Raw genomic sequence first — 16,561 nt, 5'->3', positions numbered from 1 at the left:
GCGGTCAGCGGCGTGTCGCCTTGGGAACAGGCTTGGCCTTGGCCGGGCTGCGCATCTCCTCCAGCACGCCCGCGCAAGCGTTGTCGGGCGCGGAGCGGCTGGTCGCCACCAGGGGCAGCAAGGCAGCGGCAGGCGCGGCGAACACGCCCAGCGCCAGTGCGCCGCCGCCGCGCAGGATCAGCGGGCCGGGCTGCACACCCACGTCGGGGTTCTTGAGCGTGCCCTTGACGTAAAGCGGCGAACGCAGGGAAAGAATGCGCACACCCTTGGAGTCCGGTCGCACGTCCAGGTCCAGTTTCTCGTCGGCAAAGTTCACCGATCCATTGACGCGGATGACCGCATCCTCGGTGTCGAACACAAACAGTCGCGTCTGGAACAAGCCGTTGCTAGCGGCCAGGTCAGCGGCCGCACAGTTGATCTTCACGGTCTTGTCGCCGAACAGCTTGCCAATGACGATGTTGCCCACGTTGAGGCCAGCCGTTTCCAGCAGCGTCTTGCTGATCGCGCCATCGTTCATCAGCAACTTCACTTCACCCGTGGAGGTACCCAGCAGCGCGCTCACCGAGTTGCCGCGTGCATCCAGTGCCACGTCGCCGTTGATCTCGCCGAAGCTGGTGCGCATGGGGTCGAAGGTGGGGAACAGTTGCTTGAGTTTGAGATGGCGCGCGCCGAGGCGGATCACGCCGTTCATGGGTGTGGCGCTGCCATCGAGTTTCAGGCGGCCGTTGATCTGGCCGCCGGCTATGCCAAAGGTGAGCGGGTCCAGTTGAAGCACACCGTCGTCCATCACGACATGCGTGGAGAGCGCGTCGATGGGTAACTCCGCGTCGCGCTCGATGCGCGCGGCGCTAAAGATGACATCCGCGTCCATCGCGCGCCATCGGTCCGTGCGGAACGGTTCTACCGGCAACACCTTGTCGGTTGGTTGCGGCGTGGTATCGCCGCGTTGCTGACGAGTGGGTCCGCTGTCGGCGCCGATCAGCGGTGCCAAGTCGCTGAAGCGCAGCCATTGCGAATTCACTTTGCCGCTCAGTTTGTGGCGCGGCGCGCCGGTATCGAAAGCGAGATCGCCGGCAAGATCGCTACCACCCACGCGTCCGCGAAAGTCCTGATAGCTGAAATGACTGCGTCCGCGTTGCAGGTTGGCTTGCAGATGTCCCTCGGTGGCATAGGGCGGCGTATCGGGCAGCGTCACGCCGGTGAGCGGATAGAGCTTGGCCATGCTGCTGCCGGAGAACCACAGGCGAATGTCGAGCGCCGCCAGGTGCAGTGGATCGGTCAGCGTGCCCACGAAAGCGATGCGCGTATCGCCAAACGCCACCTTGGCCTGCACCGGAAACGGCGTGTCGGTTTGCTGCAAGGCCAGCACCGCGCCAATCTTTCCCTGGCCCTGTGCCGGCACGCCTTGGTACTTGCCCTCGGCCTGCCAGGCGAACTGATAGCTGGCGCGCGTGGCGCGCGGCTGCGCCTGTGCAGCGGCGGAGGCCTTGGCCAGCGCCTTGCTGCCCGCGGCGCCCACGGTATGCCCGGCCTGCTCGCGTGCCTCGGCCGATTGCTGAGCCACGATGTCGTCGTAGGCGACGGCCTTTTCCAGCGGCTCCACCGCGATCTGCAACTGCGTCTTGTTGATGGCATCGTCCAGGGCGATGTGGCCGCGATCAAAACCGATGGCGCCCAGTTGAAGCGACCAGGGTGAGGGTTCGCCCGTGCTGGCCAGGGTCAGCTCCCAATTGGCGCGGTTCTGCACGTCGCGTTCGAGATCGATGCGCGGATGGATCAGATAAAGCGTGGGAATGTCCACGTGGTGAGTCAGCAAGGGCAGTGGCGCAAGGCGAAAGCGCACGCCATCGAGCTGCGCAAACTGCGGTTGCTGGGCCCAGTCGGGGTTGCCGATGCTGATGTCGTGCGCCTCGAACGTCGGCCAGGGTATCCAGTGCGCCAGCCCGCCGGCCTCGAGTTCGCGCGTCCAGTGCACGCTCAAGTCGCCGTTGATCGCGAAGGGACGACCGATGCTGGCGCTGACGCGCTGATTGATGGTGGGCTTGAAGCGATTCCAGTCGAGCGTAGCCACCACCACCAGCAACAGCACGAACAGAAGTAGCACCGCGCCGAGTGGCACGTACACGAACCAGGTCAGCTTGCTTCGGCGCCATGCCATCGCGTGCTCCCGTCATGGCCACGGTGGTGGCCGGGGTGTCAGTGATAGCGGTGCGGGCGGCAAATTTTCGTTGTTGCCCGCTTGTCGCGCTCAGCGGGAGTTCATCGCTTTCACTCTTCCTCTACGCTGCCCGGGGCCTTCCAGTAACCCGTGGCGCGAATCCACTCCTTGGGCACGCCCAGTTCATCGGTGAGGTATTGGCGCATCCGCCGCGCGCGCGAGGATTCGGCGGCGATCCACCAGAAGGTGTCGCCGCGCGGTTCGGGCAGGCGTCGCAGCGCGTCCTCCAGCAAGCCGCTGGCGGCCGGATCGAGGTTGTCGCGCTCCAGCCAGGTCAGCTCGATCTGGGCGCGGGAGCTCAGTGCCTGGCGATCGGCGCTTCCAGGGATTTCCACCAGCACCGTGGCCTGCGCACCGTAGGGCAGCTCCTCCAGCCAGCGGCCGATCGCGGGCAGGGCGGTTTCGTCGCCGATCATCACGTACTGGTCGAAATCATTGGCGACGATGAATGAGCCGCGCGGCCCGCCTGCACCGATGCGCTGGCCGGGCTGCGCCTGTGCCGCCCAGGTGGCAGCGGGGCCATCGCCATGCAGTACGAAGTCGACAGTGAGTTCGTTGAACTCGTCGTCGTAGCGGCGTGGTGTGTAATCGCGCATCGGCGAGGGCTCGTGGCCTTCGGGAAATTCCAGGCGTCCACCGCCGGCGCTGGGCAGTACCAGCTCGCCGGCGCTGTTGGGAAAGAACAGCTTGACGTGATCGTCCGGCGAGGCACTGAGAAAGCCGCGCAGGGCAGGGCCGCCCAGTATCACCCGCTGCATGTGCGGGGTGAGGCGCTCCACGCGAAGCACTTCCAGCTCGCGCATGACGACGGTGTGGCGCTGCATCTGATGGGCATGTCGGGTCATGGAAGTACTCGATGGCGTGGGGTCAGGATTGGGATGGGTCGGTGATGTCTGCCGCGGCGCGCTCCAGCAGAGCGGCCACGCGCCGCGCTTCGGTGGCATTCCATGCCTTGCCATGCGTGATCAACGCGTGTTTCACCGCTTCCATGGCCTGTCGCACGGCGGGCGGCAGGGTCATCTTGGCGGCGGTGCGGGCAGCATGGCGTGTGCGCAGCCACATGGCCTCCACCGCGTCGGCGTGATCGGCCAGGAAACGCTTGCCGGCCGCCGCGAGCGCATAACTCTTGCGGCCACCCGGCTCCTCGGTTGCCCGCAGCAGCGACTGTTCTTCCAGCAGGGTGAGCGTGGGATAGATGGCACCCGGGCTCGGCGTGTAGTGGCCATGGAACATGTCGGTGATGAGCCGGATCAGCTCATAGCCGTGCCGTGGCTGCTGTTCAATCAGTACCAGCAGCAGCAGGCGGAGATCGCCGTGGCCGAGCAGGCGGCCGGGGGAGGAAGTGGCACGCATCGTTTAGTCCGATATATCGAAATAAAACGATATATCGAATCATGACGTCACACAAGTGACCCCATGCCAGGGCGAAAAGCAAAACGCCGGCAAATGCCGGCGTTTGCTGGGGTGGCGATGCCTTAGCACCTAGAGGGGTGACTGAGCGCCATTTAGCTCGTCATTCCTGCGAAAGTAGGAATCGAGCGTCCTTTTGCTCCATACCTTAAAAACGCTGGATGACCGACCCTTCGGCTGTTGAAGAGCAACTCCAGCTTTCGCTGGGGTGACGATCAAGACGAGTGCATCTTTAGTGGGCCGCCTTTGCCTCGCGCACCGGAATAGTGATGCTGCACAAGTCGATCTTGCCCGCGGGGTTGCGATAGAAGTCGTCGCGGCGGTTGCGCTTGGCGTCGATCAGTGCGGCGAAGGTGGCGCTATCGGTGCGCAGCACTTCGAGCTTGGGGCGCTGGGCGGGCGGCAGCTCCGATGCTAGTTGCACCGTGCCGATGGCCAGGCGCTGCTCGGGCTTTTCATAAAAGCCGAGCGGGCCGGTGCCGCGCGGCAGGCCCGACAGATACTCCATGCCTTGCAGCACACGGCCGGCGATGGCGAGGTTGCGATCCAGTCCGCGCGGCGCCTGGCCAATCACGGCGTAGAGCGAGCTGCCGCTGCCGGTTTCCGGATCGATGTCGCGCGCCACGCCCACCATGCCGTAGCAATGGGTGAGCCATTGCTGGCCGCTGGCCTTATCGCGAGCCACCGGAAAGCCTTCGGAAAAGCCGACTTCCGGCGCGTAGACGTCGCCATCGGGCAGTGGCGTAAACGGCAGCTTGGCATCGATGGGGCGGGTGTACTCGGGCGGCAGCTTGGCCTTGGCCGATCCCAGCGGCTTGAGCTTGGCCTTGTCGCCCTTGTCGTCGTCTTCCGGGTCGCCCCATTGGGTGACGAAGTTGTCCTGCACGCGCACCACGGCGAGGTTGTCGAAATAGTGCTCGCGCACCAGCGTGCGAATGTTGGCCGCGTGCAGCGGTGTGAAGTCGGGTGCCAGCTCGATCACCACCTTGCCCTGCGGCAGCTGCATCACCAGCAGGTTCTGCGGGTCGGGCGCGCGCCATTCCTGTGCCGTGGACTTGTCCAGCAACTCCTTGGGCGTGGGCGTGTGGGCCGGTGTGTCGGCATGCAACGCGGGCGCGCCGAGCAGGGTGAGGCCAAACAGGGCGGCGGCAAGACGGGTCGGTCGTTCCATGGGCGTCCGTTCGAGGCAAAGGAAGGGGCAACTTAGCAGAGCCGCCGCCGTCCTGGCGTGGGCCCATCGACAGGGGCGGGCATTCGCGGGCGGGGTTCTCTACAATGCCCGGCCCCGTTCCACCCTGGCTGTGCAGAAAGACCCCATGGACATCGTCGTCAACGAAGAACTTAAGGCCTATATCGACCCGCTGACCCCGGACGAACACGACGCGTTGGAGCGCAGTCTGTTGGCCGAAGGCTGCCGCGATGCGCTGGTGCTGTGGGGCAATATCCTGGTGGACGGCCACAACCGCTATGGCATCTGCAAGAAGCACGACCTGCCCTTCCAGACGGTGCAGAACACGCGCTTCAAATCCATGGAAGACGTGCACCTGTGGATGATCGAGCAGCACCTGGGGCGGCGTAGCGTCTCCGACTTCCAGCGCGGCGTGCTGGCGCTGCGCAAGCGGGAGATCCTCGCCTCGCGTCGTGAGCGTGCCAAGGCGGAGAAGGTGGTTGAGCCTGCGCCCGCCGATGTCGTGGACACAGCAAGTGATGCCGAGGCCGTCACCGATGCGCCGGCACCGGCCGCGACCAAGCGCAAGGAACCGTTGCCCAGCCGCCAGGATCTCGCGCGCGAGGCGCGCCTGAGCAGCAGCCAGGTCACCGCGATCGAAAAGATCCAGAAGCAGGCCGCGCCCGAAGTGGTGGCCGCGGTGAAGTCGGGCACGTTGTCGATCAACGCGGCAGCGGCCGTGGCCATGCTGCCGGAAGACGAGCAACGTGCCGCCGCGAAGGCCGGTGGCGATGAGCTCAAGCAGGCCGCCAAGCGCGTGCGTGAGGCAAAGCGCAAGGTGCCCAAGGCACAGGAAGTCGGCGCCGAAGGTGGCGAGGACGATCTACCGACGTTGCGCCGCCGCGTTGCCGAGCTCACTCACGAAGTGGCCGAGCTCAAGGCCGAGAACGATGCGCTGCAACAACAGTTGGAACGTTGGCAGCGCTCGGCGTCGTAAACCGCTCCACTGCGTTGCGTCACTTCAACGCGAGTTGTGACGCTGTGCTCCATCACCTCACGCGCAAGCACGTCGTATCAATGAATACGTATGCAGCCGCTGGTTGCTGCATTGCGATGCTTCCTACCATGCGCCGCACTGTCGGTCTCGATGTCGCGGCGCATGGGGAAGCATGCGCGCGTGGCGCAGATAACGTCTCCGCAGTTCACGTTGGTCCCGCCAGTGGCGGCAGGGAAGCGCTTGTTGGCGTCAATGCTGTTCGACCTGATCGTTCACGAAGCAGGATGGAGGCTGACCCCGATGAAGTGCCCGAAGATTCTTGCGGTGCTGCTGGCCTGTGCAGGCCTTGCCATGGCACCGCTCACGCCCACGCACGCCGCTATCAACAGTATGAGCCTGGGTGCGAGCTATGACGCCCAACAGGCCAACATCACCTTTCGCGTGTACTCGTCGCAGGCCACACGCATGGTGCTTTACCTCTACGCGAGTGGTTACGGTGCTCAGGAATCGGCCACCTATGTGTTGAGCCCGGCGGGTAGTGGCGTATGGGCGGTGACCGTGCCTGTGTCGGCGATCAAGGCCGCGGGTATCACCGGCTCGGTGTACTACGGCTATCGCGCGTGGGGCCCGAACTGGCCGTACAACGCCAGTTGGGGCAAGGGCTCGCAGTCCGGTTTCGTGTCGGACGTGGACGCCAACGGCAATCGCTTCAACCCAAACAAACTGCTGCTTGACCCCTATGCGCAGGAAGTGAGTCAGGACCCGCTCAACCCTTCCAACCAGAACGGCAACGTGTTCGCCTCAGGCGCGAGCTATCGAACCATCGACAGTGGCACGTATGCGCCCAAGGGCATCGTGTTGCTGCCCAGCTCCCAAAGCACGGGTACCAAGCCCACGCGTGCGCAGAAAGACGACGTGATCTATGAAGTGCACGTGCGCGGCTTTACGGAACAGGACACGAGCATTCCCGCGCAATACCGCGGCACCTATTACGGCGCTGGGCTCAAGGCGTCGTACCTGGCGAGCCTGGGCGTGACGGCCGTGGAGTTCCTGCCGGTGCAGGAAACGCAGAACGATGCGAACGACGTGGTGCCCAACTCCGATGCCAACCAGAACTACTGGGGCTACATGACGGAGAACTACTTCTCGCCGGATCGCCGCTACGCGTACAACAAGGCGCCGGGTGGCCCCACCGCCGAGTTCCAGGCGATGGTGCAGGCGTTCCACAACGCCGGCATCAAGGTATACATGGACGTGGTGTACAACCACACGGCCGAAGGTGGCACCTGGACCAGCAACGACCCGACCACGGCCACCATTTACTCCTGGCGTGGCCTGGACAACGCCACCTATTACGAGCTCACCTCCGGCAACCAGTACTTCTACGACAACACTGGCACGGGCGCGAACTTCAACACGTACAACCCCGTCGCGCAGAACCTGATTGTCGATTCGCTGGCCTATTGGACCAATACGATGGGCGTGGACGGGTTCCGCTTTGACCTGGCCTCGGTGCTCGGCAACAGCTGCCTCAACGGCGCATACACTTCGGCGGCACCCAATTGCCCCTCGGGTGGTTTCAATTTCAACGCGTCGGACGCCAACGTGGCGATCAACCGCATCCTGCGCGAGTTCACGGTGCGTCCGGCCGCGGGTGGCAGTGGGCTCGATCTGTTCGCCGAACCATGGGCCATCGGCGGCAACTCCTATCAGCTTGGTGGTTTTCCGGTGGGCTGGTCGGAGTGGAATGGCTTGTTCCGCGACAGCATGCGCCAAGCCCAGAACGAACTGGGGAACATGACCATCTACATCACCCAGGACGCGAACGACTTCAGCGGCTCGTCCAACCTGTTCCAGGCCAATGGCCGTTCGCCCTGGAACTCGGTGAACTTCATCGATGTGCACGACGGCATGACGCTCAAGGACGTCTATTCCTGCAACGGCTCCAGCAACAACCAGGCGTGGCCGTGGGGGCCATCCGATGGCGGCACCAGCACCAACTACAGTTGGGATCAGGGCATGTCGGCCGGTACCGGTACGGCCTTTGACCAGCGCCGCGCGGCACGCACGGGCATGGCCTTCGAGATGCTATCGGCGGGTACGCCGCTGATGCAGGGCGGCGATGAGTTCCTGCGCACGCTTCAGTGCAACAACAACGCCTACAACCTCGATTCCAGCGGCAACTGGCTCAACTACAGCTGGAGCACCGACCAGTCCAACTTCTACACTTTTGCGCAGCGCCTTATTGCGTTCCGCAAGGCGCATCCGGCGTTGCGCCCGGCAAGCTGGTACAGCGGCAGCCAGCTGGTGTGGTACCAGCCCAGCGGCGCGGTGGCCAACAGCAGTTACTGGAACAACACCAGCAACTACGCCATTGCCTACACCATCAACGGGCCCAGCCTGGGCGATGCCAACTCGATCTACGTGGCATATAACGGTTGGTCGGGCAGTGTCACCTTTACGCTGCCGGCGCCGCCCTCGGGCACCAACTGGTATCGCGTCACTGATACCTGCAACTGGAACGATGGCGCCAATACGTTCGTCACGCCAGGCAACGAAACCCTGATCGGCGGGGCGGGCACGACCTACGGGCAGTGCGGCCAGTCGTTGCTGTTGCTGATTTCCAAGTGAGAAACCACGATGCCCCGGCGTTCGCCGGGGCATCGTCTTTCCGAAGGCATTCAGTCCAGCGTGCCGGCGCCGAGTCTGTCGTCGTCGGTACGGGACACGGCAACTCTCAGTGCGGCGAGCAGTCCACGGATCACATCGTCACGGGCCATGCTCGGCGCTTGCGGCAACGCGGCGGCCTGTGCCGGCAGGTAAGGTATGTGGACAAAACCGGCGCGTGCGCCCACGCGCTTTGCGGCGTGGTGCAGCATGAGATAGGCCACGTGATTGCATACATAGGTGCCCGCCGTGTTGGAAATCTCAACGGGGACACCTTCGGCCTGCACGGCGGCCAGCATGGCCTTGATGGGCAGCGTGCTGAAGTAAGCCGCCGGGCCACCACTCAGCACGGGTTCGTCGATGGGCTGTGCGCCGGCATTGTCAGGAATGCGTGCATCCTGCACGTTGATGGCCACGCGTTCGATCGACAACTTGCTGCGTCCACCGGCCTGGCCCACTCCGAGCAGGATGTCGGGAGCCAGTTCCCTTTCGAGTCGAGCCAGTTCGGTACGCGCATCGTCGAAAGCGGTCGGCAATACACGAGCTGCGATGACATGGTCACCGATGCGCTGCCCATCGAGGGTACGCACGGCCTCCCATGAAGGGTTGACGATCTCGTTGCCAAACGGCGTGAAGCCGGTGAGCAGGATGTGGTGTTGCTTGCGCATGCGGTACGACCCGGCGGAGACGGTCAACGAAACAGCAATAGCCACATCATGGTGAACGTGGCAATGAAGATACCCACGGCACTCCACAGTTGGGCGCGGATAACACCGTAAGGGTTGCGCAGTTCCAGCAGCGCGGCGGGAACCAGGTTGTAATCGGCGGCCATGGGCGTGAGCAAGGTGCCACAGTAGCCGCACAGCATGCCCATGGCACCCAGAATGGTGGGGTGAGCGCCGTACTGCTGCACCAGCAGCGGCAGGCCGATACCGGCCATCATCACCGGGAAGGCCGCAAAGGCATTGCCCATGATCACGGTGAACAGCACCATGCCCAGCGCGAATACCAGCAGGCCCGCGAAGGCGCTGCCGCTGGGCAGCACCGCATTGGCGAGCGCCGCCACCGCCGCGCCGACACCGCTCTGCGTGAACACTTCGCCCAGCGCGGCGAGGAGCAGAGGCAGCAAGGCGGCCCAGCCAATGGCATCCAGTAGACGGCTACCCTGGGCCAAGCCTTCGTGCGGCGTCTGGCGCGTGATGCGCGCGGCGACGAGCCAAGCCAGCACGCAAGCCAGTACCAGACCCATCAAGGTGATTTGCGTGCCAACGAACAGCGGGCGCCCGGCGATCGCGAGGTGTTCGCCCGCCAACGCGATAACCAGCGTGATCAGGGGAATCAGCAAGGCCGGAACAAACAGGCGATGGCCCAGGCGCGTGGCGGACGCCACGCGTTGCTGGGCATTGGCGCTTTCCGCGTGAGGCAAGCGACGCAGGCGCGGCGCCAGCAGGGCCAGCATGATCACGCCCACGCCCGCGAGTTGTGCGGGTAACACGTGCCCCATCTTCTGTTGGGCAAGCACGTAGTCGCCGCTGGCAAACAATAGCCCCAACAGTAGCCAGAAGGCGCCACGCTCGTAGTGGCGCACTCGCAGGTTGCTCCATGCGGTGTAGAGCAGAAACGCCGCGATCAACCAGTAACCATATTCGATACGCAGCATGCTCAGCGGCCCTCCGCCACGCGTGTAGCTGCGCGGCGCAGCAGGCGGCGCTGGTAGAGCCAGATGCGAGTGGAATGGATGATGAAGGCAGCCACCGCCGTGGGTGCGGCCCACAGTGCGATGGAAAGCGGCGTCAACTCGATGCCGTGTTGCGCATAGAAGTTCTGGATCAATAGCACCGCGCCCATGGCGAGGAATACGTCTTCGCCGAAAAATCGCCCGATGTTGTCGGTGGCGGCAGCCATGGCGCGCAATTCGTCGCGATCCTGTGCGGTGAGGGCGGGCAGCATCTTCTCGGCGGCCGCCTCACTCATGGGGGCGAGCAAGGGGCGCACGGTCTGAGCGTGCCCAGCCACGCCGTAAAGGCCCACGGTCGCCAGTGCCTCGCGCACGAACAGATAGCCAATCAGCAGGCGCGCCAGCGTGAAGCCGCGTAGTCGCGACATCCATTGCTGCGCGTGCTCGCGCAGGCCCACATGTTCCAGCAGGCCGATGGCCGGCAGGGTCAGCACGAACAGCAACAGCATACGGCTGGAGACAAAGCTCTTGCCGAGGAGAGTGAGCAGGTCGGGTACGGTGAACCCGGCCAGCAGGCCACTTACCAAAGCTGCGCCTACCACGACGGGCACGGCGTTGAAGCGCAGCGCAAAGCCGACCACGATCACCGCCACACCGAGCAATGGCCAGTAGTTCATGCGTCGGCTCCCGGCGCGGCAATGCCGATGTCAGCCGCTTCCAGCGCGGCGCGAAGATTTCGTGCAAAGGCCACCGCGTGTGCGCCGTCGCCATGCACGCACAAGGTGTCGGCGACCAGTTCGACCACGCTGCCATCCACGGCGCGTACCTTGCCTTCGCGCGCCATGGCCATCGCCTGCGCGATGGCAAGATCGTTCTCGGTGATGACCGCACCGGGTTCGCGGCGAGGTTGCAGGGAGCCGTCGGCGCGATAGCCGCGATCGGCGAACGCTTCCGAAGCCACCGGCAGGCCGGCGGCACGCCCGGCCTCGATCAACTGCGAGTTGGCGAGGCCGAACAGGCGCAGCGCGGGGTCGAAATCGCGCATCGCGGCGGCGATGGCATCGGCCAGTGCGCGATCGCGCGCAGCCATGTTGTAGAGCGCGCCGTGCGGCTTTACGTGGCGCAGTCGCGCGCCGGCGGCCTGTGCGAAGGCGTGCAGGGCACCGACCTGGTACAGCGTCATCGCATAGGCTTCGTTCGCGGTGACGGCGAATTCGCGGCGGCCGAAACCTTGTAGATCCGGCAGCGATACGTGTGCGCCAATCGCGACACCGTGAGCGACGGCAAGCGTTACAGTGCGGCGCATGATGTCCGGGTCACCGGCATGAAACCCGCAGGCGATATTGGCCGAACTCACCACGGCGAGCAGGGCCTCGTCGTCACCCATACGCCAGGCACCGAACGATTCGCCCAGGTCGCTGTTGATATCGATGGTCTTGGTAGCGGTCATGCGTGTTCCAGTCGTTGCGCAAGGGCGTGGAGCAAGCGTTGCAGGCGTTGCCGGTGTTGCATCAGGCGATCGAAGGCGGCGTCCAGCGAGGTTTCGACGAAGCATACGGCATGCCCCGGCGCGCGCTGGGCGAGCCGGGGAAGATCCACGGCGGCCACCTGGCCGATGCGCGGATAGCCGCCGGTAACCGGCGCCTCCACCTGAAGCACGATGGGTTGGCCCGAAGGCGGCAACTGCACGGTGCCGGGCAAGGTGGCTTCGGAAATCAGCTCCATCGGCGCGCGCAGCGCCAGGCGGATGCCGTCGAGTCGGCTGGCAGTGCGGTTGCTATCCGTGCTCACCACCAGGTGCGATTGCAAAAGGGCGTGCTGGGATACCGGTTCCAGAGCATCAAAATGATGGCCTCGCATCAGGGCGATGGGCGATTCCTGAAAGTCGAACCATGGGCGTGGGTCCAGCCCCCAGGGTAGGTGGCGGATTGTCGTTGTCGAGGGCACGCCGCTGGGGTGCTCGCCAACGCGCAGCATGTCGCCCGCCCGCAGCGCTCGACCGTCGTTGGGCCCGATGTGGGCGTGCAGATCGGTACTGCGACTGCCCATGACCACTTCAACCTCGAACCCGCCGCGCACCGCGAGATAACCACGGCAGCCCTGGGGCATGCCGCCCACCTGCAACACGGTTCCGGCGGGCAGCAGACATTGTGTCCAGGTGGGCAGGCGTTGTCCGTCCGCGCGTGCGTCGACGGGAGCGCCGGCAAGGGCAATGACAGCCGCTCGTTCGAAACGCAGCGTCGGGCCGATCAGCGTGAACTCCAGCGCGGCTTCGTCATGCGTGTTGCCGACGAGCGCGTTGGCGAGTTGCCATGCAGGCAGGTCGATGGCCCCCGCGCGGCCCACGCCGAGCGCGGCGTAACCGGGCCGCCCGCCATCCTGCAGGCTGGTCAGCAGGCCGGGCTTGAGCACGGTGATGCTCATGGGCGCGCTCCCCGCGAGGCCGCCAGGCGCGCAAACGTTTCGGCATCAATGGGTCGAAAGCGCACACGATCGCCGGCGCGAAGCAGTGAAGGTTCCTGTGCGTGCACGTCGAATAAGGCCAGTGGCGTGCGGCCAATAAGATGCCAGCCACCCGGCAGGGCTTGGGGATACACGCCGGTCTGTTGTCCGCCGATAGCGACACTGCCGGCCGGCACGCTGAGTCGTGGATCGGCGCGTCGAGGCATGGCGAGGCCGGAAGGCAGGCCCAGCAAGTAAGGAAAGCCGGGCGCGAAGCCCAGCATCGCCACGCGGTAGCAGGCCTGGCTATGAAGCGCGATCACTTCCGCCTCGTCGAGGCCGGCATGGGCGGCAACATGGGCGAGATCCGGCCCGGCCTCGCCACCGTAGAGCACGGGCAGTTCCACTTCCCGAGCCACGGTTTGTCGCTGTGTGGTGGCCCGCAGCGCGGTGAGCGCGGCCTCGGCGGCCCGCTGCCAAGGTCTGGCCTCATGCGTGCCCGGCCACATGGCCAGATCCAGCCGCAGCAGCAGGCTGGCGTAGGCGGGAACCACTTCCACGCCAACAAGATGGCGTTTCACCACGGCTGCCGCCGCGTGCACTTGATCGTTCAAGGCGGCGTCGATGTGGTCGCCAAAGCGCAGCAGCACGGCGTCTTCGGCCAAGGGCTCCACGCGGGGCAGTGGCGGCATCGACGTCATGCCGAAAGTCTCGTTGGCGTGCCATGCGCCAAGGCAGGGGAGGTGGCGTGCATGAAGACAATTCGTGGGGGCGTGCCGCCCCATCATGCACCGGCCCCGTCGTTTACCGCCAGCAGGCATGCGAAGATCGCCTGGCCACGGCGTTCGCGTACAACAAGGGGTTGTGCTCGCCGCTGTTCGGACAAGCCAGGGAGGGAGTAGTGCATGCGTGCGACCAAAGGGCCTCTGGAGGACACGCCGGTGCCGATCAAGTTCAAGCTTTCGGCGCTGTGGGCCAGCCTGATGTTTTGCTACATCTACGGTGACTATTTCGGTTTGTATCGGCCTGGCACCCTGAAGGACATGCTCGCCGGGCAGATGGGGCCACTGGGCCCGACCACGCAAGGCGTTTTGGTGGGCACGTCCATCCTCATGGCCGTGCCGAGCTTGATGGTGTTCCTGTGCCTGGTGTTGCCGCCTCGGATCAATCGCGTGGCCAATATCGTGCTCGGCCTGGCTTACACCGCGATCATGGCGATGTCCATGCCGGGCGCCTGGCAGTTCTATCGGCTGCTTGGCGCTATCGAGATAGCGCTCTCCCTGTTGACTGTGTGGTACGCGGTGCGCTGGCCCAGGTCGGGCCTGCCCTGAGGGGCCTGGTCTGTAGTCCCGGCGTCTAAGCCGTGTCGCTAAAGGCCCGCGTGGCGGTACTGGGTGCGCCCACATTCAGGCAAGTGCTCTGTTGATTGTCGGCGGAGGCCGGTGATGCGGAGACTTGTCGAATAGTTCGCACAGGTGGGAAGGTCGTTGTATGAAGCGGCATGCGTTACGGGTAAGGGTCTGGCTAGCGCTGGGCCTATTCGTCATGGCCGCGGTGTTGCTGGCGAGGACGTGGGATACGCCGCCGCCGCCGATTGTTCAGGATTCCGGAAATTTTGTGCCGCTTCCGCTGGAAGAAACGGCCGTCGTGCAGCGCTTCGCGGGAGCGGTGCGGCTACCTACCGTATCGATGAGAGGGCTCCCGCCTTCGATTGACGAGCTTCACGCGCTCCACCAGTACCTGGCGGATCAGTTTCCACGCGTACACCGCTCGCTGGTCAGGGAGGAGATGGGGCATGGCGCCTTGTTGTACACCTGGAAGGGCAGTGATGAGACGCTCGCGCCGATCATCCTGCTGGCACACCAGGATACGGCCCCCGTCGATCCGGCCGACCTCGCGCGCTGGACCCGCGACCCGTGGTCGGGCGAGGTCGCGGACGGCACGGTCTGGGGGCGAGGCGCGTTGGACAACAAGGCCGGCCTGATGGCCATCATGGAGGCGACGGAGCATTTGTTGCAGAAGGGCTTCGTACCTCGCCGTACCTTGTACTTCGCGTTTGGGTCCGATGAAGAGGTGGGCGGCAAGCAGGGCGCACGCGTGCTTGCAGGCGCGCTTCGAGAGCGTGGCGTGCATGCATGGTTGGTACTCGGCGAAGGCGGCGAGATTTCCCACGGGCTGCTGCCCACGGTAAAGCGCGAGGTGGCCCTGGTAGGCATGGCAGAGAAAGGCTATGCGAGCGTGCACCTCGCCGTTGAGTCGCCCGGTGGGCATTCCTCGCAGCCGGACGGCGAGTCGGCCATCGGCATTCTGAGCCGCGCCATCGTTACGCTCGAGGCCAATCAGATGCGGGCGCGCCTTACGCCGCTTACCTCCTCGTCGCTGGATTTGGCCACTCCGTTGCTGCCGTTCTCCACGCGAATGATCAACCGCAATCGCTGGCTCCTGGAGCCGATGCTGATCAACAGGATGATCAAGACGCCCATGGGTAACGCTTATGTGCGTACAACCGCCGTCGCCACGAACTTCCACGGTGGCGTGACGGACAATGTACTCGCTGCGCGGGCTTCGGCTACGGTGAACTATCGCGTGCTGCCGGGCGACACGGTGGCGGACGTGATGGCGCACGTGCGCAGCGCGATCACCAACCCAAGGGTGGAGATATCGTTGGCGCCTGAGGTGGACGAGCCTACTCCGGTATCCCCCGTGCAAGGTTATGGCCAGCGCTTGCTCATGCGTACCATCGACCAGCTCTTTCCTGGCATGCCGGTGCTCCCGTCGCTTGTGGTGTCGAGCACGGATGCGCGCCACTACGTTCCCATCTCCGACGAGCAACTGCGTTTTCTTCCCTATCGCATGACGCCTGGGCGCGTACGCCGCATTCATGGTGTCGACGAAGGCATTCCCGTTTCCGACTACCTCGACTGCGTGCAATTCATGGCGCAGTTCATGCGTAACTCCGCTGAATAGTCAGCGATGCACGGATGAATGGCGGTGGGTGCCCTGGGGTTTGAGCGTTGCCATGGATGCCCAGGGAAGGCCGGATTCAACGGTTTCCTGCTCGTCGTTCGAGCGGTCGCCGGGTTGGCGAGCAACATCGGAACATCCCTAGGGTGCGTCGGCGGCGAGGGCGGCACTCACGGCGCGCAGGCTGTCCTCGCCGACATTGATGAAACCCGACACCGGAGAGCTGAGATCGGACAACAGGCTAAAGGCCGTGGCGATCATCAGCACGGGTATGAAGGTCACCAACGCCATGCGGCGCTCCTGCCCGTAACCCACGAGTCCGGTCACCATGATGGCGAGCACGGACAACAGCATCCAGATATCCGTGGGCACGCGGTCGTCGTTGGCGGAGGCTTGCTCGGCTTCTTTGGCAACGATCTGACCTAGTGCGTCGGTGTAGCTGGTGAGCACGGGCGATGGGGTGGTGGCGGCTTCGGCGCTGGCTTGCTTCCAAAGGGTGCGTTGCAGTGTCTTGGTGTGCAGAACGGCCTGGTCGCGTGCGGTGTTGGCATGCTGCCGCTCAAGCACGGCAATTCGGGCGTTCACGTACTCGCGCAGCACGGGTGGTGCGGACGTGCGGACATCCCCGGTCTGCAAGCCCGCGCGGAGATAAGCCAGTTGAATGGCATTGGCCTCGTCCACGATCAGTTGGCCGCGTTGGGTGTACATCGACAGGGCCATCGACATGGCAAAGCCAAGTAGCAGGCTAAGCAGTAGACCGATCTGGTTGCGGGTGTCGCGGATCAGGCGCTCCCACGACTCTGTTTTGTGCTCTTTGGTGAAAGCGCGCGCGCGATAGCCAAGCTCGTGCACGAGTAACAGCGCGGCTATGCAGCAAAAGAACAGCGCTACCGGATAATCGAAAAGCGACACGGTATTCCCCCTGGGCAGCCGCCAACTCGCCAGGGCTGCCTACGCATGGCAAGGCGGCATGGGCCGCCTTGGTGGCTACGCTGAGACGGGCGAGGTGAATGCACC

The 16,561-nt window shown here is 64.6% G+C and carries 15 protein-coding genes; 4 read left to right on the top strand and 11 right to left on the bottom strand.

What is annotated here, in order from left to right; all coding sequences use genetic code 11:
• Positions 1-4 precede the first annotated feature (4 nt).
• From AC3G2C_RS13395 to AC3G2C_RS13380, 4 genes are all read right to left on the bottom strand, one after another.
• Positions 5-2,158, bottom strand: a complete 2,154-nt coding sequence (locus tag AC3G2C_RS13395; RefSeq protein WP_488385113.1) for an AsmA family protein — start codon at positions 2,156-2,158, stop codon at positions 5-7.
• Positions 2,159-2,268: 110 nt separating this feature from the next.
• Positions 2,269-3,063 (bottom strand): siderophore-interacting protein, encoded by a 795-nt coding sequence (locus AC3G2C_RS13390; RefSeq protein WP_488385112.1) that lies wholly within the window; start codon positions 3,061-3,063, stop codon positions 2,269-2,271.
• Between the two features lie 22 nt (positions 3,064-3,085).
• Positions 3,086-3,571: a PadR family transcriptional regulator gene (locus AC3G2C_RS13385; protein WP_488385111.1), complete on the bottom strand. Its 486-nt coding sequence runs from the start codon at positions 3,569-3,571 to the stop codon at positions 3,086-3,088.
• A gap of 289 nt (positions 3,572-3,860) precedes the next feature.
• Complete coding sequence (locus AC3G2C_RS13380) at positions 3,861-4,799, bottom strand: peptidylprolyl isomerase (RefSeq protein WP_488385110.1); 939 nt, start codon at positions 4,797-4,799, stop codon at positions 3,861-3,863.
• A gap of 145 nt (positions 4,800-4,944) precedes the next feature.
• Here AC3G2C_RS13380 and AC3G2C_RS13375 point away from each other — a divergent pair, with 145 nt between their 5' ends.
• Both AC3G2C_RS13375 and AC3G2C_RS13370 read left to right on the top strand, forming a co-directional pair.
• Positions 4,945-5,793 carry a plasmid replication/partition related protein gene (locus AC3G2C_RS13375; RefSeq protein WP_488385109.1) on the top strand — a complete coding sequence of 283 codons (849 nt, stop codon included), beginning with the start codon at positions 4,945-4,947 and terminating at the stop codon, positions 5,791-5,793.
• 300 nt (positions 5,794-6,093) lie between these two features.
• Positions 6,094-8,424, top strand: a complete 2,331-nt coding sequence (locus AC3G2C_RS13370; protein WP_488385108.1) for an alpha-amylase family glycosyl hydrolase — start codon at positions 6,094-6,096, stop codon at positions 8,422-8,424.
• A gap of 50 nt (positions 8,425-8,474) precedes the next feature.
• Here AC3G2C_RS13370 and pcp read toward each other — a convergent pair whose 3' ends face one another.
• Genes pcp through pxpB form a run of 6 tightly spaced genes read right to left on the bottom strand, consistent with a single transcriptional unit; the run spans position 8,475 to position 13,281 of the window.
• Complete coding sequence (pcp, locus tag AC3G2C_RS13365; protein ID WP_488385107.1) at positions 8,475-9,128, bottom strand: pyroglutamyl-peptidase I; 654 nt, start codon at positions 9,126-9,128, stop codon at positions 8,475-8,477.
• A 23-nt stretch (positions 9,129-9,151) separates the two neighbouring features.
• Positions 9,152-10,120 (bottom strand): 5-oxoproline transporter, DUF979 family subunit, encoded by a 969-nt coding sequence (locus AC3G2C_RS13360; RefSeq protein ID WP_488385106.1) that lies wholly within the window; start codon positions 10,118-10,120, stop codon positions 9,152-9,154.
• Between the two features lie 2 nt (positions 10,121-10,122).
• Positions 10,123-10,815, bottom strand: a complete 693-nt coding sequence (locus AC3G2C_RS13355; RefSeq protein WP_488385105.1) for a DUF969 domain-containing protein — start codon at positions 10,813-10,815, stop codon at positions 10,123-10,125.
• Positions 10,812-11,588 (bottom strand): LamB/YcsF family protein, encoded by a 777-nt coding sequence (locus tag AC3G2C_RS13350; RefSeq protein WP_488385104.1) that lies wholly within the window; start codon positions 11,586-11,588, stop codon positions 10,812-10,814. The genes AC3G2C_RS13355 and AC3G2C_RS13350 overlap by 4 nt, the downstream gene beginning before the upstream one ends.
• Complete coding sequence (locus AC3G2C_RS13345; protein WP_488385103.1) at positions 11,585-12,562, bottom strand: 5-oxoprolinase subunit C family protein; 978 nt, start codon at positions 12,560-12,562, stop codon at positions 11,585-11,587. Before AC3G2C_RS13345 ends, AC3G2C_RS13350 begins: the two co-directional genes overlap by 4 nt.
• Positions 12,559-13,281 carry a 5-oxoprolinase subunit PxpB gene (gene pxpB / locus AC3G2C_RS13340; RefSeq protein WP_488385102.1) on the bottom strand — a complete coding sequence of 241 codons (723 nt, stop codon included), beginning with the start codon at positions 13,279-13,281 and terminating at the stop codon, positions 12,559-12,561. Before pxpB ends, AC3G2C_RS13345 begins: the two co-directional genes overlap by 4 nt.
• Positions 13,282-13,485: 204 nt before the next feature.
• On the opposite strand from pxpB, the gene AC3G2C_RS13335 reads away from it, so the two are divergent.
• Positions 13,486-13,911 carry a DUF6326 family protein gene (locus AC3G2C_RS13335; protein WP_488385101.1) on the top strand — a complete coding sequence of 142 codons (426 nt, stop codon included), beginning with the start codon at positions 13,486-13,488 and terminating at the stop codon, positions 13,909-13,911.
• Between the two features lie 160 nt (positions 13,912-14,071).
• Positions 14,072-15,547 carry a M20/M25/M40 family metallo-hydrolase gene (locus AC3G2C_RS13330; RefSeq protein WP_488385100.1) on the top strand — a complete coding sequence of 492 codons (1,476 nt, stop codon included), beginning with the start codon at positions 14,072-14,074 and terminating at the stop codon, positions 15,545-15,547.
• 138 nt (positions 15,548-15,685) lie between these two features.
• On the opposite strand, the gene AC3G2C_RS13325 is transcribed toward AC3G2C_RS13330, so the two are convergent.
• Positions 15,686-16,456, bottom strand: a complete 771-nt coding sequence (locus AC3G2C_RS13325; RefSeq protein ID WP_488385099.1) for a bestrophin-like domain — start codon at positions 16,454-16,456, stop codon at positions 15,686-15,688.
• Positions 16,457-16,561 lie beyond the last annotated feature (105 nt).

Source organism: Frateuria sp. sgz306004, assembly GCF_057750885.1.
This window is presented reverse-complemented; position numbering and strand designations above follow the sequence as displayed.